Annotated in this window: 25 protein-coding genes; 12 read left to right on the top strand and 13 right to left on the bottom strand. The window is 67.4% G+C overall.

Going from position 1 to position 22,446, the window contains the following annotated elements:
* Positions 1 to 11 precede the first annotated feature (11 nt).
* Together ACWEQQ_RS06940 and ACWEQQ_RS06935 are read right to left on the bottom strand one after the other, a co-directional pair.
* Positions 12 to 2,387 (bottom strand): beta-glucosidase, encoded by a 2,376-nt coding sequence (locus tag ACWEQQ_RS06940; protein WP_452347540.1) that lies wholly within the window; start codon positions 2,385 to 2,387, stop codon positions 12 to 14.
* Entirely contained in the window at positions 2,384 to 3,229 is an 846-nt protein-coding gene (locus ACWEQQ_RS06935; RefSeq protein ID WP_452347539.1) for an alpha/beta fold hydrolase, read from the bottom strand. Before ACWEQQ_RS06935 ends, ACWEQQ_RS06940 begins: the two co-directional genes overlap by 4 nt.
* Before the next feature lie 150 nt (positions 3,230 to 3,379).
* Here ACWEQQ_RS06935 and ACWEQQ_RS06930 point away from each other — a divergent pair, with 150 nt between their 5' ends.
* Positions 3,380 to 3,979 (top strand): TetR/AcrR family transcriptional regulator, encoded by a 600-nt coding sequence (locus ACWEQQ_RS06930; protein ID WP_452347538.1) that lies wholly within the window; start codon positions 3,380 to 3,382, stop codon positions 3,977 to 3,979.
* Positions 3,980 to 4,027: 48 nt separating this feature from the next.
* Here the strand turns inward: ACWEQQ_RS06930 and ACWEQQ_RS06925 are convergent, their stop codons facing one another.
* Together ACWEQQ_RS06925 and ACWEQQ_RS06920 are read right to left on the bottom strand one after the other, a co-directional pair.
* Positions 4,028 to 4,420, bottom strand: coding sequence for an NUDIX domain-containing protein (locus ACWEQQ_RS06925; protein WP_379428090.1), 393 nt, complete (start codon positions 4,418 to 4,420; stop codon positions 4,028 to 4,030).
* Positions 4,421 to 4,452: 32 nt separating this feature from the next.
* The gene (locus tag ACWEQQ_RS06920; protein WP_452338985.1) at positions 4,453 to 4,947 is read right to left on the bottom strand and encodes a hypothetical protein; all 495 of its coding nucleotides are present in this window, start codon (positions 4,945 to 4,947) and stop codon (positions 4,453 to 4,455) included.
* 239 nt (positions 4,948 to 5,186) lie between these two features.
* Here ACWEQQ_RS06920 and ACWEQQ_RS06915 point away from each other — a divergent pair, with 239 nt between their 5' ends.
* On the top strand, positions 5,187 to 5,396 hold the full coding sequence (locus tag ACWEQQ_RS06915) for a PASTA domain-containing protein (protein ID WP_452347537.1): 210 nt from the start codon (positions 5,187 to 5,189) through the stop codon (positions 5,394 to 5,396).
* A gap of 32 nt (positions 5,397 to 5,428) precedes the next feature.
* Here ACWEQQ_RS06915 and ACWEQQ_RS06910 read toward each other — a convergent pair whose 3' ends face one another.
* From ACWEQQ_RS06910 to ACWEQQ_RS06900, 3 genes are read right to left on the bottom strand one after another with little or no spacing between them, the layout of a single operon-like run.
* Positions 5,429 to 7,384 (bottom strand): acetoacetate--CoA ligase, encoded by a 1,956-nt coding sequence (locus ACWEQQ_RS06910; RefSeq protein WP_452347536.1) that lies wholly within the window; start codon positions 7,382 to 7,384, stop codon positions 5,429 to 5,431.
* Positions 7,381 to 8,127, bottom strand: a complete 747-nt coding sequence (locus tag ACWEQQ_RS06905; protein WP_452347691.1) for a 3-hydroxybutyrate dehydrogenase — start codon at positions 8,125 to 8,127, stop codon at positions 7,381 to 7,383. The genes ACWEQQ_RS06910 and ACWEQQ_RS06905 overlap by 4 nt, the downstream gene beginning before the upstream one ends.
* Positions 8,128 to 8,144: 17 nt before the next feature.
* Positions 8,145 to 9,539 carry an MFS transporter gene (locus tag ACWEQQ_RS06900; protein WP_452347535.1) on the bottom strand — a complete coding sequence of 465 codons (1,395 nt, stop codon included), beginning with the start codon at positions 9,537 to 9,539 and terminating at the stop codon, positions 8,145 to 8,147.
* 141 nt (positions 9,540 to 9,680) lie between these two features.
* On the opposite strand from ACWEQQ_RS06900, the gene ACWEQQ_RS06895 reads away from it, so the two are divergent.
* The 4 genes from ACWEQQ_RS06895 (at position 9,681) to ACWEQQ_RS06880 (ending at position 12,135) form a co-directional block, all read left to right on the top strand.
* The gene (locus ACWEQQ_RS06895; protein WP_452347534.1) at positions 9,681 to 10,580 is read left to right on the top strand and encodes a LysR family transcriptional regulator; all 900 of its coding nucleotides are present in this window, start codon (positions 9,681 to 9,683) and stop codon (positions 10,578 to 10,580) included.
* Positions 10,577 to 10,807 (top strand): hypothetical protein, encoded by a 231-nt coding sequence (locus ACWEQQ_RS06890; protein ID WP_452338989.1) that lies wholly within the window; start codon positions 10,577 to 10,579, stop codon positions 10,805 to 10,807. Before ACWEQQ_RS06895 ends, ACWEQQ_RS06890 begins: the two co-directional genes overlap by 4 nt.
* Positions 10,808 to 10,948: 141 nt before the next feature.
* Positions 10,949 to 11,365: a nuclear transport factor 2 family protein gene (locus tag ACWEQQ_RS06885; protein WP_452338990.1), complete on the top strand. Its 417-nt coding sequence runs from the start codon at positions 10,949 to 10,951 to the stop codon at positions 11,363 to 11,365.
* Between the two features lie 155 nt (positions 11,366 to 11,520).
* Entirely contained in the window at positions 11,521 to 12,135 is a 615-nt protein-coding gene (locus ACWEQQ_RS06880; RefSeq protein WP_452338991.1) for a class I SAM-dependent methyltransferase, read from the top strand.
* 189 nt (positions 12,136 to 12,324) lie between these two features.
* Here the strand turns inward: ACWEQQ_RS06880 and ACWEQQ_RS06875 are convergent, their stop codons facing one another.
* Entirely contained in the window at positions 12,325 to 12,741 is a 417-nt protein-coding gene (locus tag ACWEQQ_RS06875) for a DoxX family protein (protein ID WP_452338992.1), read from the bottom strand.
* A 67-nt stretch (positions 12,742 to 12,808) separates the two neighbouring features.
* A complete protein-coding gene (locus ACWEQQ_RS06870; RefSeq protein WP_452347690.1) occupies positions 12,809 to 13,378 on the bottom strand; it encodes a TIGR03086 family metal-binding protein in 570 nt (189 codons plus the stop codon).
* A gap of 351 nt (positions 13,379 to 13,729) precedes the next feature.
* On the opposite strand from ACWEQQ_RS06870, the gene ACWEQQ_RS06865 reads away from it, so the two are divergent.
* The 4 genes from ACWEQQ_RS06865 to ACWEQQ_RS06850 all read left to right on the top strand — a co-directional run bounded on the left by ACWEQQ_RS06865 (position 13,730) and on the right by ACWEQQ_RS06850 (position 18,319).
* The gene (locus ACWEQQ_RS06865) at positions 13,730 to 14,503 is read left to right on the top strand and encodes an SDR family NAD(P)-dependent oxidoreductase (protein WP_452347533.1); all 774 of its coding nucleotides are present in this window, start codon (positions 13,730 to 13,732) and stop codon (positions 14,501 to 14,503) included.
* Positions 14,504 to 14,764: 261 nt separating this feature from the next.
* Positions 14,765 to 15,583, top strand: coding sequence for a class I SAM-dependent methyltransferase (locus ACWEQQ_RS06860; RefSeq protein WP_452338995.1), 819 nt, complete (start codon positions 14,765 to 14,767; stop codon positions 15,581 to 15,583).
* A 281-nt stretch (positions 15,584 to 15,864) separates the two neighbouring features.
* On the top strand, positions 15,865 to 16,779 hold the full coding sequence (locus ACWEQQ_RS06855) for a D-alanyl-D-alanine carboxypeptidase family protein (RefSeq protein ID WP_452347532.1): 915 nt from the start codon (positions 15,865 to 15,867) through the stop codon (positions 16,777 to 16,779).
* A 364-nt stretch (positions 16,780 to 17,143) separates the two neighbouring features.
* On the top strand, positions 17,144 to 18,319 hold the full coding sequence (locus tag ACWEQQ_RS06850) for a cytochrome P450 (RefSeq protein WP_452347531.1): 1,176 nt from the start codon (positions 17,144 to 17,146) through the stop codon (positions 18,317 to 18,319).
* 17 nt (positions 18,320 to 18,336) lie between these two features.
* Here the strand turns inward: ACWEQQ_RS06850 and ACWEQQ_RS06845 are convergent, their stop codons facing one another.
* The 4 genes from ACWEQQ_RS06845 to ACWEQQ_RS06830 form a co-directional block, all read right to left on the bottom strand.
* Positions 18,337 to 18,759: a nuclear transport factor 2 family protein gene (locus ACWEQQ_RS06845; RefSeq protein WP_452347530.1), complete on the bottom strand. Its 423-nt coding sequence runs from the start codon at positions 18,757 to 18,759 to the stop codon at positions 18,337 to 18,339.
* Positions 18,760 to 19,110: 351 nt separating this feature from the next.
* Positions 19,111 to 19,827 (bottom strand): cation transporter, encoded by a 717-nt coding sequence (locus tag ACWEQQ_RS06840; RefSeq protein WP_452347529.1) that lies wholly within the window; start codon positions 19,825 to 19,827, stop codon positions 19,111 to 19,113.
* Positions 19,827 to 20,156 (bottom strand): ArsR/SmtB family transcription factor, encoded by a 330-nt coding sequence (locus ACWEQQ_RS06835; RefSeq protein WP_452339001.1) that lies wholly within the window; start codon positions 20,154 to 20,156, stop codon positions 19,827 to 19,829. The genes ACWEQQ_RS06840 and ACWEQQ_RS06835 overlap by 1 nt, the downstream gene beginning before the upstream one ends.
* A gap of 356 nt (positions 20,157 to 20,512) precedes the next feature.
* Positions 20,513 to 21,379, bottom strand: coding sequence for a LysR substrate-binding domain-containing protein (locus ACWEQQ_RS06830; protein WP_452347528.1), 867 nt, complete (start codon positions 21,377 to 21,379; stop codon positions 20,513 to 20,515).
* An 80-nt stretch (positions 21,380 to 21,459) separates the two neighbouring features.
* On the opposite strand from ACWEQQ_RS06830, the gene ACWEQQ_RS06825 reads away from it, so the two are divergent.
* Entirely contained in the window at positions 21,460 to 21,954 is a 495-nt protein-coding gene (locus ACWEQQ_RS06825) for a cupin domain-containing protein (RefSeq protein ID WP_452347527.1), read from the top strand.
* Positions 21,955 to 22,013: 59 nt separating this feature from the next.
* The gene (locus ACWEQQ_RS06820) at positions 22,014 to 22,376 is read left to right on the top strand and encodes a DoxX family protein (RefSeq protein WP_452347526.1); all 363 of its coding nucleotides are present in this window, start codon (positions 22,014 to 22,016) and stop codon (positions 22,374 to 22,376) included.
* Positions 22,377 to 22,446: the final 70 nt, after the last annotated feature.

Here is a 22,446-nt window from a genome sequence, read left to right as displayed (position 1 = left end):
GGTCGAGGCGATCAGCCGATGTCGGCGGTGAGGGGGAGGGCGGTCACCGAGGTGCCGACGTGCAGGGTGAAGGTCCCGGGTTCGATGGCCCAGCCCTGATCGGTCCAGTGCTCGAAGGAGCGCTTGGGCACGTCGATGGTGGCGGTGACGGATTCACCCGGGTTCGCCTCGACCACCGCGAATCCGGCCAGCCAGCGCACCGGCCGGTCGACGTCGCTGTGCTCGCGCGACAGATACGCCTGCACGACCTGACGGCCCCGGCGGTCACCGGTATTGCGGACGGTGACGGTCGCGGTCCGGCCGGACACCGCCAGTTCGTCGAGCTCCCAGGTGGTGTAGCCGAGACCGTGGCCGAACGGATAGGCCGGGGCCACACCCGATTTCAGCCAGGCGCGGTAGCCGATGTGAATGCCCTCGCCGTAGGGCAGCGCATTGTCGGGTGCGGGCTTGGTGTCGAGCACGGGCACGTCGGCCATTGTTTCGGGCCAGGTGGTGGGCAGGCGGCCGCCGGGTTCGGCGGCGCCGGTGAGCACGTCGGCGAGCGCCGCGCCGAATTCCTGCCCGGGGAACCAGGCGAGCAGCACGGCCGCGACATCGTCGCGCCACGGCATCTCCACCGGCGAGCCGGAGTTCACCACCACGATGGTGCGCGGGTTCACCGCGGCGACCGCGGCGACCAGATCGTCCTGCCGGCCGGGCAGCCGCAGCGTGGTGCGGTCGAAGCCTTCGGATTCGATCCGCTCGGTCGTGCCGACGACCACCACCGCCACCTCGGAGGTCCGCGCCAATTCCACTGCGGCAGCGAACTCTTCGTCATCCGATCGGCGCGGACGGCCGACCGCGCAGGTGATGCCCATGGCAGGGAAGCCGTTGTCCGGCATCATGCGCACCAGCACGTCGACCTCCTGCCCCTCGGCGAGGGTGCGGGTCACGAACCGCTGCGGCGGGTTCAGCAGCATCTCGACCGGATCGGCGCCCGCGGGCACCACGGTCTCCTCGAGCACCTGCTCGCCGTCCAGCGTCAGGGTCAGCGTGCCCACACCGGCGAACCCGATGCGCCACTCCCCCGCCACGTCGGCTCGCAGTCGCCCGCGCAGCTCGATGGCCTTGGCCTGCAGGGCATTCGGGTTGCCGAAGAGCATGAGGCTGCCCGCCCGCCGATGCTCGGTATCCAGCACGGCATCGCCGTCGAGGTACCGCAGCGACAACCCCGGCTCGCCGGTCTCGGGGTCGGTGACCAGGTCCAGCGGAACCGGAATCATGTTCTCGCTCAGGTGCACACCCGGTGTGTGGACCACCGGCAACACCTCCGACAGCCCCTGCAGCGGGGAGGTGGTGTGCGCCGGAATCACGGTCGCACTGCCGCCGCCCATGAAACGCGGTTCGGCGGCGGCGGATCCGAGCAGCGCCACCTGCGCGGGCCTACCGAGCGGCAGGGTGCCGTCGTTGGCGGCGAGCACCATGGCCTTGGCCGCGGCCTCGCGCACCAGGCGCTGCGACGCCTCGTCGCTGAAGGTCGGAACGGGCTTGGGCGTTCCGTTCAACGCGCCGACCCGGACGGCGAATCGCAGGATGCGCCGCACCTTCTCGTCGATCGCGGACTCGGGCACCTCGCCCTTGCGGACGGCCGCTTCCAACGGCGCGCCCCACAGCTCCCAGGGACCGGGCATGGCCAGGTCGTTGCCCTTGGCCGCGCCGAGGGTGGAGCGCACCGCGGTCCAGTCCGACACCACCAAGCCGTCGAAGCCCCACTCCCCCTTCAACGGTTCGTCGAGCAGGTCGCTCTCGGTCATGGTGGCGCCGTTGACCGAGTTGTAGGCGGCCATGATCATCCACGCGCCCGCCTCGACGGACCGCTCGAACGGGTACAGGTACAGCTCCCGCAGCGTCCGCTCGTCCGCGACCACATTCGCGGTGAACCGCTCGGTCTCGGAGTCATTGCCGACGTAGTGCTTCGGGCACGCGCTCACCCCGTGCGCCTGCACCGCCCGCACGTAGGCGTCGGCAATCTCGGCGGTCAGCATCGGGTCCTCGGAGAAGCATTCGAAATGCCGTCCGCCCAGCGGGGATCGGTGCAGGTTGATGGTCGGCCCGAGCACCGCGTACACGTCCTTGCGGCGGGCCTCGGCGGCGATGAGCGCGCCGATCCCGGTGAGCAGGTCGCGATCCCAGGTGGCGGCCAGGGCGGTGCCCGAGGGCAGGCTGACCGAGGGGTCGCGCTCGTCCCACTGCTCGCCGCGCACGCCGGACGGGCCGTCGGAGACCGGCATCTCGACCAGCCCGATGCCCGGTTCGCCCGCGAAGCGGAAGAAGCCCGCGCCCGAGATCAGGCGAATCTTGGCGGGAAGATCCAGCTTCCCGAGGAGGTCGTCGATGACGTCGGTCATTCCTGTTCCTTCCAGAAGGTCGCCAGGTCCGCGCTGACCTGCGCGGGCACATCCTCGTTCGGCACATGGCCGGAGCCGTGATAGACGGCGGTCTTCGCGTTCAGCTGCTTCGCGAACCGCTCGTGCACCTCGGGCGCCCAGAGGTCATTGGTGTCGCCGTAGGCGACCAGCAGCGGCACACCCGAATCCCGCAGCACCGCCGGATCTTTCACCGGCGGCTCCGCCATGCAGGTCAGGATGCCGACGATATTGGCCTTCTTGGTACGCAGGATCCGCTCCCGCAGGAACTCCCGGCGCTGCGGCGCGGGCTGCTGGTCGGCCTGGGCCATGACCGCGTTCATCTGCTCCCAGATGACCACCTGCCCACCGGCTTCCACCGCCTGCGCGACCAGCAGCGGCGGCGGGAAATTGATGTCGGCGACCGAGGACGGGCCCGACGCCAGCAGGGTGAAGCTGCGGAACCGCTGCGGCCGCTCGATCACCGCGACGCGGGCGACGTAGCCGCCGAAGGAATGCCCGACCAGGTGGATGGGCTCGGCCGGCGAGATCTGGTCGACCACGCCCTGCAGATCGCCGACGAAATCGGCCAGGGTGTACCCCGAAACCTCCTCGGGCCCTTCGGACTCCCACTGCCCGCGCTGGTCATAGGCGACCGCCCGGTACCCGGCCGCCGCGAGCAGCGGCAGCATCTCCTCGAAGTCCTCCTTGGAGCCGGTGAAGCCCGGCACCAGCAGCGCGGTGCCGCGCCGCTCGACCCCGGCCGGCGGCTCGACCTCCCATGCGGCCAGCTTCCCGGCCGCTCCGCGCAGCGTGATCGGCGTGATGATCGGGGCCTGACTCATCGGCAATCCCTTCCCTCGTACGGCCCTGTACGGCTGGCACGAGTGTGCCAGTGGAAATCCAGTTTACCGAGTAGTCACTAGGTACTGTTATCATTTCGTAACCATGGTCCAGGTTTGCCTGATCAACCCGCTTGACTAGTGTCCCACCTCATGACGCCCCACCCCCGACGCCGCAGACGGGGCGACGACCGCCGCGAGCAGATCATCGACGAGGCACTGAAAGCCTTCGCCGACAACGGCTATCGCAGTGCCTCCATCGCCGAGATCGCCGACCGCTGCGGCCTGTCCCAGCCCGGGCTGCTGCACTACTTCCCGAACAAGGCCGCGCTGCTGTCGGCGGTCCTCGACTACCGCGACCGCCTCGACTACGACCGCCTCGGGTTCGACCAGCAGCTGCGCGGCAAGGACGCCCTCGTCCGCCTGGCCCAGCTGGTCGAGCACAATATGCACGTGCCCGGGCTGGTCCGGCTGTTCACCGTGCTCACCAGCGAGGCGGTCACCGCCGACCATCCGGCTCACGAGTGGGCGCTGAACCGCTACCGCCTGCTCCAGGACTACCTCGCCGGAGCGCTACAGGCGGGCATCGACGACGGCAGCATCCGCAAGGACATCGACCCCGCGGCCATAGCCCGCCAGGTCTTCGCCATGATGGACGGCCTGCAGCTGCAATGGCTGGTGGATCCCGACACGGTCGACATGGCCGCCCTCTTCCGCGCTTACGTCGACGAACTCATCGCCTACATCTCCTAGCGCGCCATCCCGCATCTCGCAGCGGCTCGTCCGGCATCTCCTATCGCTTCATCCAGCCACCGCATCGCGGAAGTGCTCGGCGAGATCGAGCCCGGCGGCCTGCTCCGCCGTGACCCAGGCATGGTCGTCGTGCTCGTCCGGGTTGAGAATCACCGCACCACTGCCGTTTTCGCGCACATCGAAGACGCGCGCGTGAATCCGCAGCGGGCGTCCGGCCACATCCATCCACTCGTGTGCCGAGCGCTCACCGAGGACCTCGATGGCCAGACCGGTCTCCTCCGCGACCTCGCGTACCGCGGCCTGCTCGGGTCGCTCCCCCGGCTCGACGCCACCGCCCGGCAGCTCCCACCGCCCGGCCAGGAAAACCCCGGCGGCCCTGCGGATCAGCAGGATCGTGCCGGCGCGTTCGATCCGGCAGTACACCAAATGTTTTTCTTTCACCCGTCGATCATGCGTGAACCGACGGGGGCGGATTACGCGGAGTCCACCGCGTACTGGTACTTCCCGCGATCGAGTTTGCGCACATTGCTGTTGTCGCGCTGCGCCATTCGCCCCAGCGCGACCGCGACGTGGTGGCGGGCGCTGATCGGCAGCTCCACGCCGCGACTCTGGAGCGCCGCGATCACTTCCGCCGGGGTCCAGGTCTGTTCGGGGTGTTCGGCGAGGAAATCGGCCACCACCCGGGGCAGCGAGCGTCCCTGCGACGGCCCGGCCGAGTCGGCGGGCTCCGGCACGTCGGTCAGCTGCTCGTCACGGGCGGTGTCCAGCCAATTCGCGACCGTGAGCAGCTTCGAGCAGGCCGCACGCAATTCGGCTCCGGGCGAACGGATGTCACCGAGGTTGTACATGGCCTGGTAGTAGCGACCGATATTGGTCAGCAGATCGATGGCTTGCTTCTCGGTGTCGGCGACGATGGCTTCGCTGCTGCGACCCGACTGCGCGGCCGCCGCCACTGCTCCCACGTCCACGTCCGACAATCCCCTTCGCTGTTGATCGACAGATGCACGGCTCACCCGACACTAGCCAAGCGGCGTGGCCGAATTGTGAAAGACTACAAGGTCATTGCCGCCAGCGCGCCCCCAACGGCGTTTCGCGTGACCGGAATGCCGGGTTCACTCTGTAAGAACCGCAGGTTACCGCGGTCCCGTCCGATCGTCGCAGGGCCGCCCACCCGCACCCGACACGCGGAACGTTTCGGTGCGCGCGCGTGGCGCGATATCCACTTCTCACGCCCGCGGCCGTGACCACCACGCTGCAACCCCTCGGCTGGCACGGAACAGTGCAGCAATCCACAGTGACGGTCACCGATCCCGCGAAGGTCGGCGAGGTGGTCGGCCAGAATCCGGCGGCGGGCACCGCGGTCGCCGTCGACGCGACGGTGACCATCATGGTCGGCCCTCGCGGGTGTGGGCGCTGACGACTCGACGGCGACCGGCGGTGCGTGACGGGCTAGGCAGGCGCTCGGCCGAGATACCAGGACAGCAAGCCGGGGTCGTCGACCGCGGCGGGGTCGACGACGCGACCGGGGTCCGCGCCCTGTAGCAGGCGCTTGAGCGGGACTTCGAGTTTCTTGCCGGTACGGGTGTGCGGGATGCCGGGGGCGGCGATGATCACGTCGGGGACGTGGCGGGGCGACAAAGCAGTCCGGATGGTGGCAGCGATCCGCTGCCGCAGCTCGTCGGTGAGCTCGCGTCCCGGAGCGAGCACCACGAACAGGGGCATCCAATAGCCGCCACCCGGCTCTTCGATGCCCAGCACCAGGGATTCGGCGATCTCCGGCAGCGCCTCGACGACCTCGTAGATGTCGGCGCTGCCCATCCGAATACCGTTGCGGTTCAGGGTGGAATCGGACCGCCCGTGCACGATGACGCTGCCGTGCGGTGTGCAGGTGATCCAGTCGCCGTGCCGCCAGACGCCGGGGTACATGTCGAAATAGGCGTCGCGGTAGCGGGCGCCGTCGGGGTCGTTCCAGAACGCGACGGGCATGGAGGGCATCGGCTGAGTGACGATCAGCTCGCCCACCGCATCGTGGACGGAGTGACCGGATTCGTCCCAGGCTTCCAGGGCCACCCCGAGATACGGGGCGGAGAGCTCGCCGGGCCAGATGGGGACGGTCGGCGTGCCGCCCATGAAGGCCGAGACCACATCGGTGCCACCGCTGATCGAGGAGACCGGGATATCACCGGCGTTGTCGCGCAACCACATCGACGAGGACGCCGGGAAGGCCGCACCGGTGACGCCGATCTGCCGCAGCGCATGCAGATCGTGGGTGAGCGCCGGACGGGCGCCCGCCTTCTCACAGGCCAGTATGTACCCGGGGCTGGTGCCCAGGACTGTGGCGCGGGTGCGGGCGGCCAACGCCCACAGCGCATCCGGCGCGGGATGGCCCGGACTGCCGTCGTAGCAGACGATGGTCGCGCCGGTCAGCAGCCCGGAGACCTGGAAGTTCCACATCATCCAACTGGGGCTGGTGTACCAGAAGAAGGTGTCGTCCGGCCCGATATCGGAGTGCAGGGCAAGGGCTTTCAGATGCTCCAGCAGCACGCCGCCGTGGCCGTGCACGATGCCCTTGGGCTTGCCGGTGGTGCCGGAGGAGTAGAGCACCCAGAGTGGATGCTCGAAATCGACGGGCTCGGTGGCGAGCGCGGGTGGTTGCGGCGCGAACAGATCCTGGGTGGCGTCGCTCCAGTCCAGGGCGTCGGGCAGCGTTCGGCCGAGCCGCGACTCCAGCACGGTCCCCCGCAACGAGGGTAAACGGTCACGGAGAGCAGCTATTTCGGCGATCTTGTCGTGCGCCTTGCCGCCGTAGCGGTAGCCATCGGCGGTGATGAGCACGACCGGCTCGAGCTGGCCGAGGCGGTCGAGCGCCGCCGCGGCCGTGTAATCCTGTCCGCAGGCGCTCCAGACGGCGCCGATACTCGCGGTGGCCAGGAAGGCGATCACGGCTTCGGGAATGTTCGGCAGGTAGCCCGCCACCCGGTCGCCGCGACCTACACCCAATTCGCGCAGTGAGCGAGCCAGAACCGCGGTGCGGGAGAGCATTTCCGCCCAGGAGAGTTCCCGCACCGGGCTGTCCTCGCTGAGCGCGACAATCGCGGGCCGGTCGGTGCGGGCGTGCCGGATGATCTGGTCGACATAGTTGACTCGGGCGCCCGGAAACCACCGCGCCCCCGGCATGTCACTGGAAGCCAGCACCTCGGCGGGCTCCTCGCCGACCTCGAAGTACTCCCACACCGCCCGCCAGAATCCGGCGATGTCGCCCACCGACCAGCGCCACAGCTCCGGGTAATTCTCGGTGTGAATCCCGTAGCGCCGCTCGACGAACCGACCGAAGTCGGTGATCCGCGCCGCCGCCATAGCGCCCTCGTCCGGCACCCACTGCGGCACCGCTGCGATCTCGGTCATCGGGCGCTCCACCCGCCGTCCATGGTGTAGGAGGCCCCGGTCACCATCCGCGCCGCATCCGATGCGAGCCAGCCGACCAGCGAGGCCACCTCCTCCGGCTCCACCAGCCGCTTGATCGCGTTGTCGGTCAGCATGATCCGCTCCACCACCTGCTGCTCGGGGATGCCGTGCGCCGCGGCCTGATCGGCGATCTGCTTGTCCACCAGCGGGGTTCGCACGTAGCCGGGATTCACGCAGTTGCTGGTCACCCCGTGCGGCCCGCCCTCGAGAGCCGTCACCTTCGACAGCCCTTCCAGCGCGTGCTTGGCGGTCACATAGGCCGATTTGAACGCCGAGGCCCGCAGCCCGTGCACCGACGAGAGATTGACGATCCGGCCGTACCCCTGGGCGTACATGTGCGGCAGGGCCGCGCGGGTGAGCAGGAACGGGGCCTCGACCATGAGCCGCAGCATCCTGCGGAACCGTTCCGGCGGGAAGTCGGTGATCGGGCTGACGGTCTGGACGCCGGCATTGTTCACCAGGATGTCGGTCTCCAGCCGGAGGTCCTCCAGGGCGGTCACATCCGACAGATCCACCTGCCATGTCCGCCCGCCGAATTCGGCGGCCACCTTCTCCGCGCCCTCGCCGTCGATATCGGCGACGGTCACCTGCGCGCCGCGGGCGGCGAGCTCGCGGGCGCAGGCCGCGCCGATCCCGCTCGCCCCGCCCGTCACCAGTGCCCTGCGTCCCGCCAGTTCCCCCAGGGGTCCGGTCGTCTCGGTCATGCCACCTTCACCTCCGCACTGTCGTGCGTCGAATTACGCTGCGCTGCCAGGCTTTCCGCGTCGGCCCGGTCGATGGCCGCCAGGTCGGCGCCCTTGGTCTCGCGGGCGAAGAGCACCGCCACCACGGTCACCGCCGCCGAGGCCGCCAGGTACCAGGCGATCGGCACCGAGGATTTGTAGGACTCCAGCAGCCGCACCGCGATGATGGGCGCGAGCGACCCCGCCACCAGCGAGGTCACCTGATAGCCCAGGGACACACCGGAATACCGCATGCGGGTGGGGAACATCTCGGCCATGATCGCCGGCTGCGCGGAGTACATGAAGGCGTGGAATACCAGGCCGATGATGACGGCGCACAGGATGACCGCGTTGTGCTTGCTGTCCATCATCGGGAAGGCGAAGAAACCCCAGGTCGCTGCGGCGAGCGCACCGACCAGGTAGACCGGCCGCCGCCCGATGCGATCACTGAGCCGTCCGACCAGCGGGATGACCAGGAAGTGCACGGTGTGCGCCGCGAGCAGCCACCACAGGATCACCTTGGTGTTCGCTCCCACATGGACTTTCAGATACGTGATGCTGAAAGTGACTACGAGATAATAGAAAACGTTCTCACCGAACCGAAGTCCCATGGCGGTGAACACACCTCGCGGGTACCGCTTCAGCACCTCGAGCGCGCTGAAGGAGTTCGCCTTCTCCTGCTCGGCCAGCTGTTGCGTGGCCACGAAGATCGGCGCGTCGGTGATCTTGGTGCGTACGTAGTAGCCGATCAGCACCACCACCGCCGACAGCCAGAAGGCCACCCGCCAGCCCCAGGACAGGAACGCCGCGTCCGACAGTGTCGAGGTCAGCACCAGCAGCACGATGGTGGCGAGCATATTGCCCACCGGCACCGCCGCCTGCGGCCACGACGCCCAGAACGCGCGGCTGCGGCTCGGACTGTGCTCGGCGACGAGCAGTACCGCGCCGCCCCACTCACCGCCGACCGCGAAGCCCTGGATGAACCGCAGCACCACCAGCAGTACCGGGGCCAGATAGCCGACCTGCCCGAAGGTCGGCAGGCAGCCCATCAGGAAGGTGGCCGCGCCGACCAGGATCAGGCTCAGCTGCAGCAGCTTCTTGCGCCCGTACCTGTCGCCGAAGTGCCCGAAGACGATGCCGCCCAAGGGCCGGGCCGCGAAGCCGACCGCGTAGGTGATGAAGGCCGCCAGGATGGCGTCCAGGTCGCTGGTGCCCTTGGCGAAGAACACCTTGTTGAACACCAGCGTCGCCGCGGTGCCGTAGAGGAAGAATTCGTACCACTCGACCACGGTCCCCGCCATGGACGCGGCGACCACGCGCCGCAATCCGGCCAGGCCGCCGCGGGCTTCCGGTTCGGTATCCGGGAGGCTCATCGCGCCAACTCCTTCACGCTCGGGCCGCCTCACCCCTCATCTGTGATGCGGCCCACATACTTCGATGCCAAGGAGTATTCGTGCACATTCGGCGCGCCCGCAATGACCAGATCCGCAGCCACAATCTGCAAGAATGCAGAAATGAGCGTGACCTCCACCACAACCCGCCTCAGCCCCGACGATCTGCTGGTGCTGCTCGCGGTGGGCCGCACCGGCCGCTACGTCTCGGCGGCAGAGGAACTGGGCATCAACCACACGACCATCTCGCGGCGCATCGCGGCGCTGGAGCAGGCGCTCGGCGGCCGGGTGCTGATTCGCGGTGCGAGCGGATGGGAGCTCACCGATCTGGGCCGGGAGGCGCTCACCGCCGCCGAGGCCATCGAATCCGCGGTCCGCTCGCTGACCTCCGACACCCCGGAACTCGAAGGCGTGGTGCGCATGTCGGCCACCGACGGGTTCAGCGCCTACGTGGCCGCGCCCGCCGTCGCGAGGATGCAGCGCCGCCATCCCGGACTGTCCGTCGAGATCGTCACCGCCACCCGGCTGGCGTCGTTGCAGCGGTCGGGCTTCGATATCGAAGTGGTGGTGGGCAAACCGCAACTGCGCCGCGCCCGCGCCATCGCCCTGGGCGACTACACGCTCGGGCTCTACGCCTCCCACGGCTATCTCGCCGATCACCCCGCCCCGGAGGCTCTCGAAGACCTGTCCCGCCACCCGCTCGTCTACTTCATCGACTCCATGCTCCAGGTCGACGACCTCGACCTGGCCCCCACCTTCGCGCCCGCCATGCGCGAATCCATCTCCTCCACCAATGTTTTCGTGCACGTGGAGGCGACCCGGGCGGCCGCCGGGCTGGGCCTGCTGCCCTGCTTCATGGCCGACCGCCACACCGATCTGGCCCGCGTGCTGCCGGAAATCTCTGTGCGCCTGACCTATTGGCTCGTCGCGCGCCCGGAAACCCTGCGCCGCCCCGAAGTCGCCGCCCTCGTCGAGGCGCTGCGCGAGCAGGTGGACACCCACCGCGACATGCTCATGGGTTGACCCACTCCACCGGATCACCGACGCGGGATGGAGAGCCGGACCTCGAGAAGCTCACCGCCGCGTGGCGTGAGGCCCAGATCGCCTACCGGACCTTGCGGGCACTGATGCGCGCCGACCTGGGAATAGACGCCGAGCAAGACTTCCTGAACCACGCGAACATCACGACACCTCGACAGATCACGCCATGGGAGAAACCTGAACTTGATCCGCCGAACGAGTCGGCGTAGGGCCCGCCGCCGATCGGACCCGCCATGATTCGGGTACGGGGATGGATTCGGTAGCCACGCGGCGAATTCACCCACGGGCATCGCGACACCGCGGCCGATTCTCGCCAGCGCGGGCGGTGAGCGTCGATGACCATCGTGAGCATGACAACGGATGCGATGACCACCCTGCGGGCCTTCTATGCGGCCGAGGCCGCCTACCTCACCGAGGGGGCCGGGTTCGAGGAGATGGCTCGGTATCTGGCGCCGGATGTCGTGATGTACCAGGCCTCGAGCCTGCCCTACGGCGGGCAGTGGCACGGGCACGACGGCATCCGCGAATTCCTCGCCGCGATGGGAGACAGCTGGGACGGCCTGTGGTTCGACGAGCAGCACTTCCTCAGCGAAGGGGAACGGGTCGTCGCCTACAGCCGAGGCCGGCTGCGTGCCCGGCACACCGGACGGGTACTGGAAACCTCGCTGCTGCAATGGATCAGCTTCCAGGACGGTCTGATCACCGAATTCCGGCCCTACTATCACGACACCTCGGCGGTCCTGGCCGCTCTGGCCGAGAACGCCTGATCACCGGGGCACAGGCCCACGATCGCGACGACGCAGCCCGGGTCGAAGGAGGCGACACGGCGTGGGTCGAAGAAGGAAACGGGACCGACCGGTTGGCCTCGGCGCGGCGGTGGCACAGTGGACAGGGCACGGACCCGACCGAGGAGGAGCCATCCATGAGCGGACGTACCCCCAGCCGTTGGGAGGAACTCACCGCCGCCGACCCTGCGCATTCGAAGTGGTACGTGGAGCGGTTCCGGAGATTGTCGGCCGAAGGCGCGGATATCGTCGGGGAGGCGCGGCTGATCGACGCGATGCTCGACCGCGGTAGCCGGGTCCTGGATGCGGGGTGTGGTCCGGGACGTGTGGGTGGCTACCTGCACGACGCGGGTCATATCGTGGTCGGCGTCGATGTCGATCCGGTCTTGATCGCTGCCGCGGAGCACGACCATCCCGGCCCGACCTGGATTGTCGGTGATCTCGCCGAACTGGACCTGCCGGCCCGCAACATCACCGCCGACTTCGATGTCATCGTGTGCGCGGGGAACGTGATGACCTTCCTGGCGCCCTCCACCCGAGGGGCGGTGCTGGCCGGTTTCGCCCGCAACCTCGCCCCGGGTGGCCGGGTGGTCACAGGTTTCGGAGCCGACCGCGGCTACGAGTTCCCGCAGTTCCTGACCGACGCCGAGAACGCCGGACTCACAGTGGATTTGCAGCTCTCGACCTGGGACCTACGCCCATTCACCGACCAGTCCGACTTTCTGGTGGCGGTGTTCTCGCGCGCAGACTGAAACCTGCCCTGCCCCAGGAAACCCCAACCCTGACCGGTGGAATCTGGTCCGCTGCAACACCGAACATCCTGTAATTCAGGTCCAGGGCATCCCTCTCCGGTGCAGTGGCGCGTGGCCTCACGGTCGGAGATACGGGGCATACGAGATGGTCGCGGTGGGCGAATCCCATTCGCCCACCGCAACATTCAATTACGCCCACTGCCCGGGCCGAAGCACGTCCATCCAGTGAGTCGGCCATGTCGCGAGGGCCACGATCACCATGATCGCCAGGTGCACCGGTGCCGCGAAACTCTCCTTCGGCCCGTGGTGGTTGATGATGTGCGTGACCACAGCGCCGGTCAGCACCAGTATCAGCACCGCGGCGCCGAGGAATCGTGCCTCGTGGAACGGGATCACCAACAGCAGCGCACACACCCCCTCGATCCCGCCGACCACGAACCGGAACCAGGCGGGCCACCCCCACTCCGCGAATTTGATCGAGTACGCAGGCCCGAAAAACGTCGGCCCGGGCCAGAACTTGGTCACCGCTCCCATCATGAACTCGAGGGCGAGGAACCACAGGAAGCCGGTCGCGACCCATCCGGACCAGGTGTGAGCGATAGTCATACCGCCATGACCACCCGCACGGCCGAAATGTGACACGCCCAGTGTGCAGGCGAGATGGGTTCGCCACCTACGCTCGAATACTGGTCGCCCACTGCGGATTTCGCCCGGATGCGGCCACCGCCCGCACGAACGGCTCTGCGTCATCGGCCACCTCGACTGCCGCGACGAACATGCCGTACGAGCGGTATTCCTTCGCACTGGAGTCGATGATCTCTGCGATGGTCGTGGCGGCCGCCGTGGAGATCCGGAACTCTTGTCCGGTCGCCGCCGCCACGTCCCACCCGTGCAGAGCGAGCTCGGCGAGCAGCATTCCCGCGACGTCGGACGCGGGCACCGAGGACCACCCGAGGTCGATCTCGCCCTCCCACACCGCGGGCTCGGCCCAGGCCTGCACTGCTCGATCCAGCTGCGCCGCATACTCTTCGGCCCAATCCGCCGTCGCCGTGAAATCACGGCCACTCAGATCGTCGGGGATCGCCCGCCGCCGCGCCCGGCACTCCAGCCCGTAGGACGAGTAGAGCACCCAGTGGTTGATCAGCGTCCGCACATCGAATTCGGTACACGGCGTCGGCGCCGACAACTGCTCCGGTCGAACTCCCCGAGCCACCCGCCCAGCCTCAGCGGCACACTCGGTCATCGCTGAAAGAATCGTGTTCATGCCGAGGACGCTATGCCGAGGCCGGCCGTGTGTTCTTGGAAAAATACGTCACGGCGACCGCACCCGGTGGCACAGGCGAATATCCGCAACGGCTGCACTGGCGGTCCGTTATGCCCACGCGATTCGACACCGCTTCCGGTCACGGCATGTGAAGGATGCCGTCGGCACCGCGGAGAAGGATGTGTAGCCGCGCTTGACTCGTGCGAGTGGAGCGAGACGATTGTGCTGGGCCGGGTAATGAACGTGGCGTGATGCCGGCGGCGGGACGGTGCCGGGCATCTCGGGTTGGAACCACCATCACCGCAGATTCTGAATCAAAGGCAGGCGGACATGAGCGACGTCTTCGGAATTGCAGGTAAGACAGCATTGGTCACGGGCTCGGGCCGGAATATCGGGCGGGCGATCGTGCTCGAGCTGGCCGGCTGCGGCGCGAACGTCATTGTCAACACCCGCAGCGATCAGGCTGAGGCCGACTCGGTGGCGAAAGAGGCCGCGGATCTCGGCGTCGGCTCCCTGGTGGTGATAGGTGACGCCGCCGACAAGGCGACCGTGGAGCGGATGCGGACCCAGGCCGAGGCGACATTCGGCGGCGTGGATATCTACGTCAGCAACGCAGCCCGACGGCTTTACAAGGACTTCTTCGAGATCACCGATGAGGAATGGCACTACCACCTGAACCAGCAACTCACCGCCTCGTGGTACCTGGCCAAAGCGTTCGTGCCCGGCATGCGCGAGCGCGGCTGGGGAAGGGTGGTGCATATCAACGGCGAGGATGGCTGGCTGGGCGGCTGGACCCGGGTCCCCCACTCGGTCGGTAAAGGCGGCCTGCGCACCCTGACCAAGTCCCTGGCCTCCGGGCTGGGCCAGTACGGCATCACCGTCAACGATGTCTCTCCCGGATTCATCGACACCGCCCGCGACATGCGGACCCATCCCGAGGTCACCCCGGAAAGAACGGAGACTTTCCTCCCGGCCATCCCCATCCGACGACAGCCGACGCCCGAGGAGCTGGCATGGGCATGCGCCTTCCTGTGCTCGCCGCGTTCAGCCGCCATCACCGGTGCGGTTATCCACGTCAATGGCGGTCAATGGATGTTCGGATAACAACGGCAATAGCGATAGTCGCGGCGGAGGGCCTCGGTGCTGGTGTTCCGTTGGTCGGGGGGGTCTTACGGAACACCAGCCGAGGGCGATGCATCGGATGCGACATTCGTCCATCCGATGCAAGCGTCGAATGCGTTGTTCTTCTCTCTTCTTACGTATCAGGTCGGCCGGAGGTTCACTCGAAGCCTGCGCGTCCGACTCACGTATCCAGGTGCCGGCGGTAGCATCACGTGCCGTGAGTGGCGATCCGAGGCCGGGCTCGTGACCACGGCCGGACGCGGGGACGCCTCCTTCACCGGGTCGATTCCCGAGATTTACGACAGCCTGCTGGTTCCGATGATCTTCGCGGAACCGGCTCGGCTACTTGCGGAATCGGTGGCCACGGCGGACGCCGTCGACATTCTCGAAACGGCTGCCGGGACCGGGGCGCTGACGAGGGAACTCGCCCGGCTCGGCGGTCACAACATCGTGTCAACCGATCTGAACGAACCCATGGTGACAGCGGCCGCAGCCCGGCTCGTTTCCGAGCGGGTGCATTGGCAGGTGGCGGACGCCCAGAGCCTGCCGTTCCCCGACCGCTCCTTCGATGTGGTCGCATGCCAATTCGGTGCAATGTTCCTGCCCGACAAGGTACGCGGATACGCCGAGGCGCTCCGGGTGCTGCGCCCGAATGGCATGTTCGCCTTCAACGTCTGGGACCGGATCGAGCACAACGCCGTACCTCTTGTCATCACCGGGGCACTGTGCGCGGCAGCACCCGACGAGCCGCTCGAGTTCTTCCGTCGCACGCCCTACGGATACTTCGACATCGACCGAATCCGCGGCGAACTCGAAACGGCCGGATTCGACCGGATCACCGGTGAATACATCGAGGGTTCCAGCCACTCGACGCCGGAGACCGGTGCGGTGGCGTTCTGCCAGGGAACCCCGCTGCGTGGCGAAATCGAACGCCACTCGTCCCTCGACGTCCAATCCGCGACCGCGATCGCAACCACGGAATTACACCGGCGATATGGGCCGGGCGAGTTCGACGCGCCAATCCGATGGCTGCAGATCACAGCCCGGCGGCCAGCCGATTAAGCAGCATTCCGCCGCAACTTGCGCTATGTCGAAACCGACACGCTCACAGCTTCCTCGCCGGCACCGATACCGCCGGAGCGCAATTCGCTCTGCTGCATGGCTCACCCGGCATCGGATCGATCTGATGCTCTGGCCGACGAATTGGCATCAGCGACAGCGAAACTCGGAATCCATGGAACCAGGACATACGCAATCGGCGTCGACCCGAACGGCCCGAGTTTTGCGACAATCCCGGCAATGAAATCCCTGGGATCAACGGGATCGAAAGGCAGAATGTCGCCATGCCCACATTTGCTCGATTGTTGCAGACTGCCGTCGCAGGGGCGCTGATTGTGGCGGTCAGTCATGGCGTCGCGGCCGCTCCCGCCGCGAGTGCCCCGAATGGTCTGTTGCCCTGGCCGAGCTCCGAGCCGGACGGAATACAGGCGCCGGGGGCTGAACTGGCGGACGGAATTACCGGCACGATGCTGTGGTCGCGAGAGCCGGACACGCCGGTCCCGATAGCCAGCATCGCGAAGGTCATGACGGCACTGGTCGTGATCGATGCCGGCGACCTCGACCGGGCTGTCACCGTGCCGCCGGAGAGCATGTCCTATTGCACCAGGCACGACGGAAGCAGCGCGGGCCTGGTCCCCGGAGAAGTGTTCACCACACGACAGGCCCTGTACGCGATGATGCTGCCGTCCGGCTGCGACGCCGCCTATACCCTGGCCGAGGCATACGGGCCCGGCCAAGACGGCTTCATCGCCAGAATGAACGACACCGCGGGTCAAATGGGCCTGGCAGGGACACATTTCGCCGACCCCAGCGGACTACCCTCCCCCGACGACTACTCCACCTACTCCACACCGGCGAACCTGGTGGCCCTCGGCCTGCGCGCGATGAGCCTGCCGGTGTTCCGCGAGATCGCGGGGTCGGAGAGCTATCACCTGCCCGCCGGCCCGGGCAATCGCGAGCACTACTGGCAGACCACGAATCTGCTGCTGCACGAGTACCCCGGCACCATCGGCATCAAGACAGGATCCACCGACGCCGCGGGAGCCTGTCTGCTGTTCGAGACGGTGCGGGCTGGAATACCGCTGATCGGCGTGGTCCTGCACAGCTCACCCGGCAGCGGCCGCGCCGCGAAGGAAGACGCTGAGCGCCTGCTGAACTGGGCCTACAACCCCATCTTCAGCGCGCTGCCGATCCGTTAGCGCCGACCACCGCAGGCTATCTGCGAATCCCGGCACCACGAACGCCAGCGGCCCGAAATCGCCTCGGACCGTTGGCGTTCCACGGCATCGCGAGGCGTCACAATCGTACCGCCAGGTCCCGGCAGCCCGTCACCCGCGGCAAACTTCCTCAGAGAACCTCCGATACCCGGTACGCGACTCCGTCGTCGACCGGATATCCCGATCCCATGGCAGCAATGTCGTTGAGCCATGAGCAGTTCCGCCGATCTATCCATCCTGAGCGCAGGCGTTCGGCACGGATTTCGACGCGCCGGACGGGTTGACTCCGTGCCGCTGCCGGGCGCACCATCAGCGCACTGCTGCTCGGGGTGGGAAGGGGCTTGCCGTGACCGACAGACATCAGGAGTTCTTCGATCATCTCGACTGGTTCGATGAGGGCCATTGCGCGCGGCTGGACGATCAGCTCACCTGGGCGCGTGGGCAATGTCCGGTCGTGCATTCGGGATTCGGTGGTGGAATGCATGTGGTGACGCGGTATGAAGACCTTGTCACCGTGGCCGCGCACCCGGACATCTTCAGTTCGACCATGCCCGGATTGACTTCTGTACCAGTCGCTTTGCCGCCCATCGACGTGGATCCGCCACTGCATCACGACTTCCGGGCGTTCCTCAACGGGCCGTTCTCACGGTCGGCGTTGCAACGATACGCGCCGGTGGTGCAGCACCTCGCCGACGAACTCATCGATCAGTTCGCCGGCCGCGGCGAGGTCGAGTTCGTCAGCGAGTTCGCGATCCCGTTCACCGCGGGAGCGCTGGCGAAGATCGTGCTGGACGACGACAACCAGGAGCGGCTGGCGCGCGCGGTCGATGCCGTCACCCAGGTGTCGGTGCAGAACACGCCCGACAGTTTCGCCGCCGTCGCGGCATTGGCCGCCGAGCTCATGGCCGAACGCGAGGCCGCGCCGCGCGCGGATCTGCTGCAGTCCATCGTCGATGCCACCGTCGCCGGCGGCCGACCGCTCACCATGGAGGAACGGCTCGGCGTGGTCACCGTGCTACTGCTGGGCGGGCTCGACACCACCCGCGGCGCACTCGCCTACATCGCCGAGTTCCTGACCGAGATACCCGGCCTCGAAGCGCGCCTGCGTGAACCCGATTGGGCCGCAGTCGATCTGGACGAGCTGCTGCGCTACACCTCGACCGTGAGCGTCATGGGCAGACTCGTCATGGAGGACAACGACCTGCTCGGCGTCCCGATGGCCAAGGGCGACCGCATCGCAGTCCACTGGCGCTCGGGCAACCGCGACAGCGACCGTTTCGACAACCCCGGCCAACTCGACTTCGACCGTAACCGCAACCCGCACTTGGCCTTCGGCATCGGCATCCATCGTTGCGTCGGCCGCCACTTCGCCCGCATGCAGCTCGACATCGGCATCACCCGCCTCCTGAACCGCCTCACCGGCTTCCGCCTCGCCCCCGGCGCCGAAGTGCACCGGTCGGTCGGCATCAGCGTCGGCGCGCCTCGCGAACTACATCTCCGCTTCGAGCCCGTCGCGCCCTGACCTGCCTGGAGTCTCGCCTAGGCGCGGCCGAACACCTCGTGGGTCCCGACCTCGTGGGTGACCTCTTGCCGCCAGCCCACGATCCGCCACCCGTCCGAAGTGTAGGCAGCCTCGGCGTGATACCAACCGAACACTTCGAACACGAGATCCGGTCGATTCGCACCGATATGGTGGACCCGCATCTTCGCCGACACCGTGGCATGCTCGCCGTCGACAGCCGCTTGCTCGTGCCCCATCAAATGCTGTGTGGGACCGCACTTGTCGAGGTATCCACGAATCATCGTGACGAGATTGTCTCGGCCGTCGACGATTTCGGCCCCCGCGTAATCCGCCTTCACATCGGGCGCGAACACGCCGTCGAGGCCCGCCCAGTCACGCCGGTCGAGCGCATCGGCATACCTGTGGAGTAGAGCGATAACTGCATGCCGTTCGCTAGTCATTGCCGGACCGTAACGGCCGAACCCACATCCCGACCCGTGGTCGTCTCGCTGATCGGGACAATTACCTTTACCCGCACTCGGATTGGTCAACAGTCGGCTGCGACACGACGATGTGCGCGCGTTCCAGGTGCGTCCATCGCTGGGCGGGAAGCGGACCTCGCGGCCGGCATTTCGCGCTGGTAGAGCTGTTGGTGCCAGTACCGGGAGCCGGCGTCGTCGACGGCGCCTACACCGGGGCGACACTCGCGCCGGGCATCCGCTGCGGGGTGCGTTCGCGATCACCACCGCGGGTCCGGAGATCGTTGCCGTAGGGGTATGACCTTGCAGCCTCTCGTTGTCCTGCGGGGTGGCTCAGTCGTCGCAGCAAGCGCAGTCGTGCGCCGCGGTGTCGGGGTTCGCGGTGGACGCGGCCGGTGCCGGGCAGCAGGTGTCGCCGCGCCAGGCGTTGATGCCTTCCTTCACCGCGATACCGGCGATGACGAGTGCGGCGATCGGGTCGGCCCACGACCAGCCGAACAGGCTGTTGAGCAGCAGCCCCACCAACAGCACCGCCGACAGGTAAGTGCACAGCAGCGTCTGCTTGGAATCGGCCACCGCGGAAGCGGATCCGAGTTCACGCCCTGCACGGCGCTGGGCCCACGACAGCACCGGCATCACCGCCAGGCTCACCGCTGCCAGGGTGATGCCGATCGCGGAATGGTGAGCCTCCCCGACCCCGAGCAGGCCGCTGATCGCGTCGACGCTGACGTAGGCAGCCAGGGCGAAGAACGAGAACGCGATGACCCGGAGCGCGACCCTCTCCCGCTTCTCCGGGTCGCGGCCGGTGAACTGCCACGCGACCGCGGCCGCAGAAGACACCTCGATCACCGAGTCCAACCCGAACCCGATCAACGCCGTCGACGACACTCGCGTGCCTTCACTCAGCGCGATGATCGCCTCGACGACGTTGTAGGTGATCGTCGCGGCCACGAACCAGCGAATACGACGCGCCAGCAACGCCCGCCGCTGCGACGCAGGCCCCACTTCCACCACCGCAGGCAGCGACGGCATTCCCAGCGACTGCGGCATCAGCAGCACCCCTCGGTGCCCGAGTCCGGGCAGCACGCCGGATCGACGGCCAGCACCAGCCCCGTCAGATCATCGAGAGCCCGCCCGATCCGAGCGTCCGCCAGCTCATATCGCGAGCGCCGCCCTTCCGGCACCGCCACCACCAGCCCGCAACCCCGCAGGCACGCAAGGTGATTCGACAGAATCTGACGCGACACCCCGATCTGCTCGGCCAGATCGGACGGATACGCCGGCGCCCGGCGCAGGCTCAACAAGATCTGGGTGCGAGTCGGGTCCGACAAGGCGTGCCCGAAGCGGGCCAGCGCATCGCGACGCAGCAGGGTATCCACACCATGACAGTACAGCAGAATCTGTATTCAGAAAATCATGAATCATGATAAGGCGCGACCAACGCAAGCTCTTGCCGCGAGCCGCCCGCCGTGGAACGGCGATGAAGGGCCCCAAAGATCAACGGGCAGGGGGCATCTGAGCCCGCCGACCGAGCCGGAGCAAACCCCATCGGCCACACCCGCACGGACCCGATGGGACGCAAGCCACACCAAAACCGCTGGCGGGCAGCCGATTAGAGAGATTCGCACGGGTACCTCGGACTTACCACCAGGCTCGAGTAGCCGATTCCAGTGCGTGTCGAGCCATACTGGCTGTTCGGGGGCCGAGTTGGGTCAATTCGTGGACCGAGTCGCATTCACCGCCGAGAGGGGGGATCGAGGTATGCGGCCGTTGCTGTTTGCACGAACGATCGGATCAAGGGGTTGGCGTCGCCCTCGTTCCAGACCACCACCACTCTGCTCGGCGCCATATCGATCAGCGGGACCACGGCCAGTCCCTCGGGCACGGTGTGCCCGAGCGGAGTTATGCCGACGGTGCCGTTCCAGAGCACGGCTTGCACACATTCTTGAACGACCCGCACGACCGGGCCCTCGCGCGGTTCGCCACCGTTCCAGTAGGTCTGCCAGAGGGGGTCGGTGCCGGCGGGAAACTGGAACCAGCGGCGGTCGGCCAGGTCGGTCAGTTTCAGGTGGTCGCGGTGAGCCAGCGGGTCGTCGGCGCGTAGTACGGCTTCGACGGGGTCGGCACGTAGTTCACGGACGGTCAGGGCGGTGCCGTTGAACGGTGCACGGGTCACGGCGACGTCGACCAGTCCGGCCTTCAGCCCGCAGGTGGGGTCGGTGAGGTCGGTGTCGCGGATACGGATGTCCACCTCGGGATGCCGGTGGCGGTAAGCGGCAGCCAGTCTGGTGATGCCGGGGTCGGCGGCGTCACCCAGGATGCCGACGGTGAGGATCGCGTTTCCGGCCGCGGCGGCCACCCGCACGCTGACCCGGTCGGCCTGCTCGAGCAGAGCACGGGCCTCGTCGAGTAGCACCGCCCCGACCGGAGTGAGATCGACACCGGTGGGCGACCGATCGAACAGGGCGGCACCGACTTCCGCCTCCAGTTGCCGGATGGCGCGGCTCAGCGGCGGTTGGCTCATGTGCAGCCGGGTGGCGGCGCGACCGAAGTGACGTTCCCCGGCGACAGCTACGAAGTAACGCAGCGTACGTAGCTCCACACTGGCACGATACCCGTCCGGTATCGGGATCGCGGAACAGGTCTTGGACACCTCCGGTGTCCCGGCGGTGCAATCGAAATATGACCGACGAAGCACACAGCGACGAAACGAACTCCGCCACAACGGTTTCGATAGCGCGTCCCGGCGAGGGTGAGGTGATCATGTTGGGTGCCACGCGAATGCGTATCCTCGAGGACGGCAGCAATACCGGCCACCGTATCGGGCTCGCCGAATCCGTCGTGGCCCCCTACACTCCGGGACCCCCGCAGCACCGGCACGCCCAGCACGACGAAGGCTTCTACATCATCTCCGGCACGGTGCGATTCACCGTCGGCGACACCGTCTACGACGCGACAGCGGGCACGCTGGTGATGGTCCCACCCGGCGCCCCGCACACCTTCGCCAACATCACCGGCCAACCGGCCGTCATGCTCAGCACCTTCACACCCGACCTGTATGTGCAGTATTTCCGCGACCTACAGGACATGATCGCCGACGGCCGGGAACTGACGCCACAGGTGAACATCGACGTGATGAGCCACTACGCCACCGCACCGGCCACCGACTTCACCTGAACCCCAGCGGACCGAGGCGCTTTCGTCACGGTCACTGATGTCACCACTGGATAGGAATTGTGAACATCGCATTCTGGATCGCCGCCGGCCTGCTCGCGCTCTTCTACCTGTATGCGGGCGCACTGAAGATCACCCGAAGCCGGGATCGACTCCGGCCCATGATGGCCTGGGTGGACCGCACACCCCTACCCGCCGTCCGCGCCATCGGCGTGCTCGAAGTACTCGGCGCGCTCGGGCTGATCCTTCCACCCCTGACCGGCGTCGCGCCCTGGCTCGCTGCGATCGCGGCCGTTGGGTTCGTACTCCTGCAATTCGGTGCGATCCCGGTCCACCTGACCGGCGGAGATCGGAAAGTCGCCCTCAACATCGCACTTCTTCTCACAGCAGCCGTGACCGTTTTGTTCGCGACCACCTGGATGTGAAAGTCCGGAAATTCTCGAGTCGTGGATGTCGAGAACGCCCGGGCGGCTCCGTCCCAGGGTACGGAGGCGA

The organism is Nocardia sp. NPDC004123 (genome assembly GCF_053603795.1).
The sequence above is the reverse complement of the archived record's forward strand: the minus strand, read 5'-3'. Positions and strand labels throughout refer to the sequence as shown.

What these genes read in the sequence shown, in the direction of transcription:
- ACWEQQ_RS06940 (WP_452347540.1), bottom strand. Translation starts at nt 2,387, where the DNA reads ATGACCGACGTCATCGACGACCTCCTCGGGAAGCTGGATCTTCCCGCC.
- ACWEQQ_RS06935 (WP_452347539.1), bottom strand. Translation starts at nt 3,229, where the DNA reads ATGAGTCAGGCCCCGATCATCACGCCGATCACGCTGCGCGGAGCGGCC.
- ACWEQQ_RS06930 (WP_452347538.1), top strand. Translation starts at nt 3,380, where the DNA reads ATGACGCCCCACCCCCGACGCCGCAGACGGGGCGACGACCGCCGCGAG.
- ACWEQQ_RS06910 (WP_452347536.1), bottom strand. Translation starts at nt 7,384, where the DNA reads ATGACCGAGATCGCAGCGGTGCCGCAGTGGGTGCCGGACGAGGGCGCT.
- ACWEQQ_RS06900 (WP_452347535.1), bottom strand. Translation starts at nt 9,539, where the DNA reads ATGAGCCTCCCGGATACCGAACCGGAAGCCCGCGGCGGCCTGGCCGGA.
- ACWEQQ_RS06895 (WP_452347534.1), top strand. Translation starts at nt 9,681, where the DNA reads ATGAGCGTGACCTCCACCACAACCCGCCTCAGCCCCGACGATCTGCTG.
- ACWEQQ_RS06885 (WP_452338990.1), top strand. Translation starts at nt 10,949, where the DNA reads ATGACAACGGATGCGATGACCACCCTGCGGGCCTTCTATGCGGCCGAG.
- ACWEQQ_RS06880 (WP_452338991.1), top strand. Translation starts at nt 11,521, where the DNA reads ATGAGCGGACGTACCCCCAGCCGTTGGGAGGAACTCACCGCCGCCGAC.
- ACWEQQ_RS06875 (WP_452338992.1), bottom strand. Translation starts at nt 12,741, where the DNA reads ATGACTATCGCTCACACCTGGTCCGGATGGGTCGCGACCGGCTTCCTG.
- ACWEQQ_RS06870 (WP_452347690.1), bottom strand. Translation starts at nt 13,378, where the DNA reads ATGACCGAGTGTGCCGCTGAGGCTGGGCGGGTGGCTCGGGGAGTTCGA.
- ACWEQQ_RS06865 (WP_452347533.1), top strand. Translation starts at nt 13,730, where the DNA reads ATGAGCGACGTCTTCGGAATTGCAGGTAAGACAGCATTGGTCACGGGC.
- ACWEQQ_RS06855 (WP_452347532.1), top strand. Translation starts at nt 15,865, where the DNA reads ATGCCCACATTTGCTCGATTGTTGCAGACTGCCGTCGCAGGGGCGCTG.
- ACWEQQ_RS06845 (WP_452347530.1), bottom strand. Translation starts at nt 18,759, where the DNA reads ATGACTAGCGAACGGCATGCAGTTATCGCTCTACTCCACAGGTATGCC.
- ACWEQQ_RS06840 (WP_452347529.1), bottom strand. Translation starts at nt 19,827, where the DNA reads ATGCCGCAGTCGCTGGGAATGCCGTCGCTGCCTGCGGTGGTGGAAGTG.
- ACWEQQ_RS06825 (WP_452347527.1), top strand. Translation starts at nt 21,460, where the DNA reads ATGACCGACGAAGCACACAGCGACGAAACGAACTCCGCCACAACGGTT.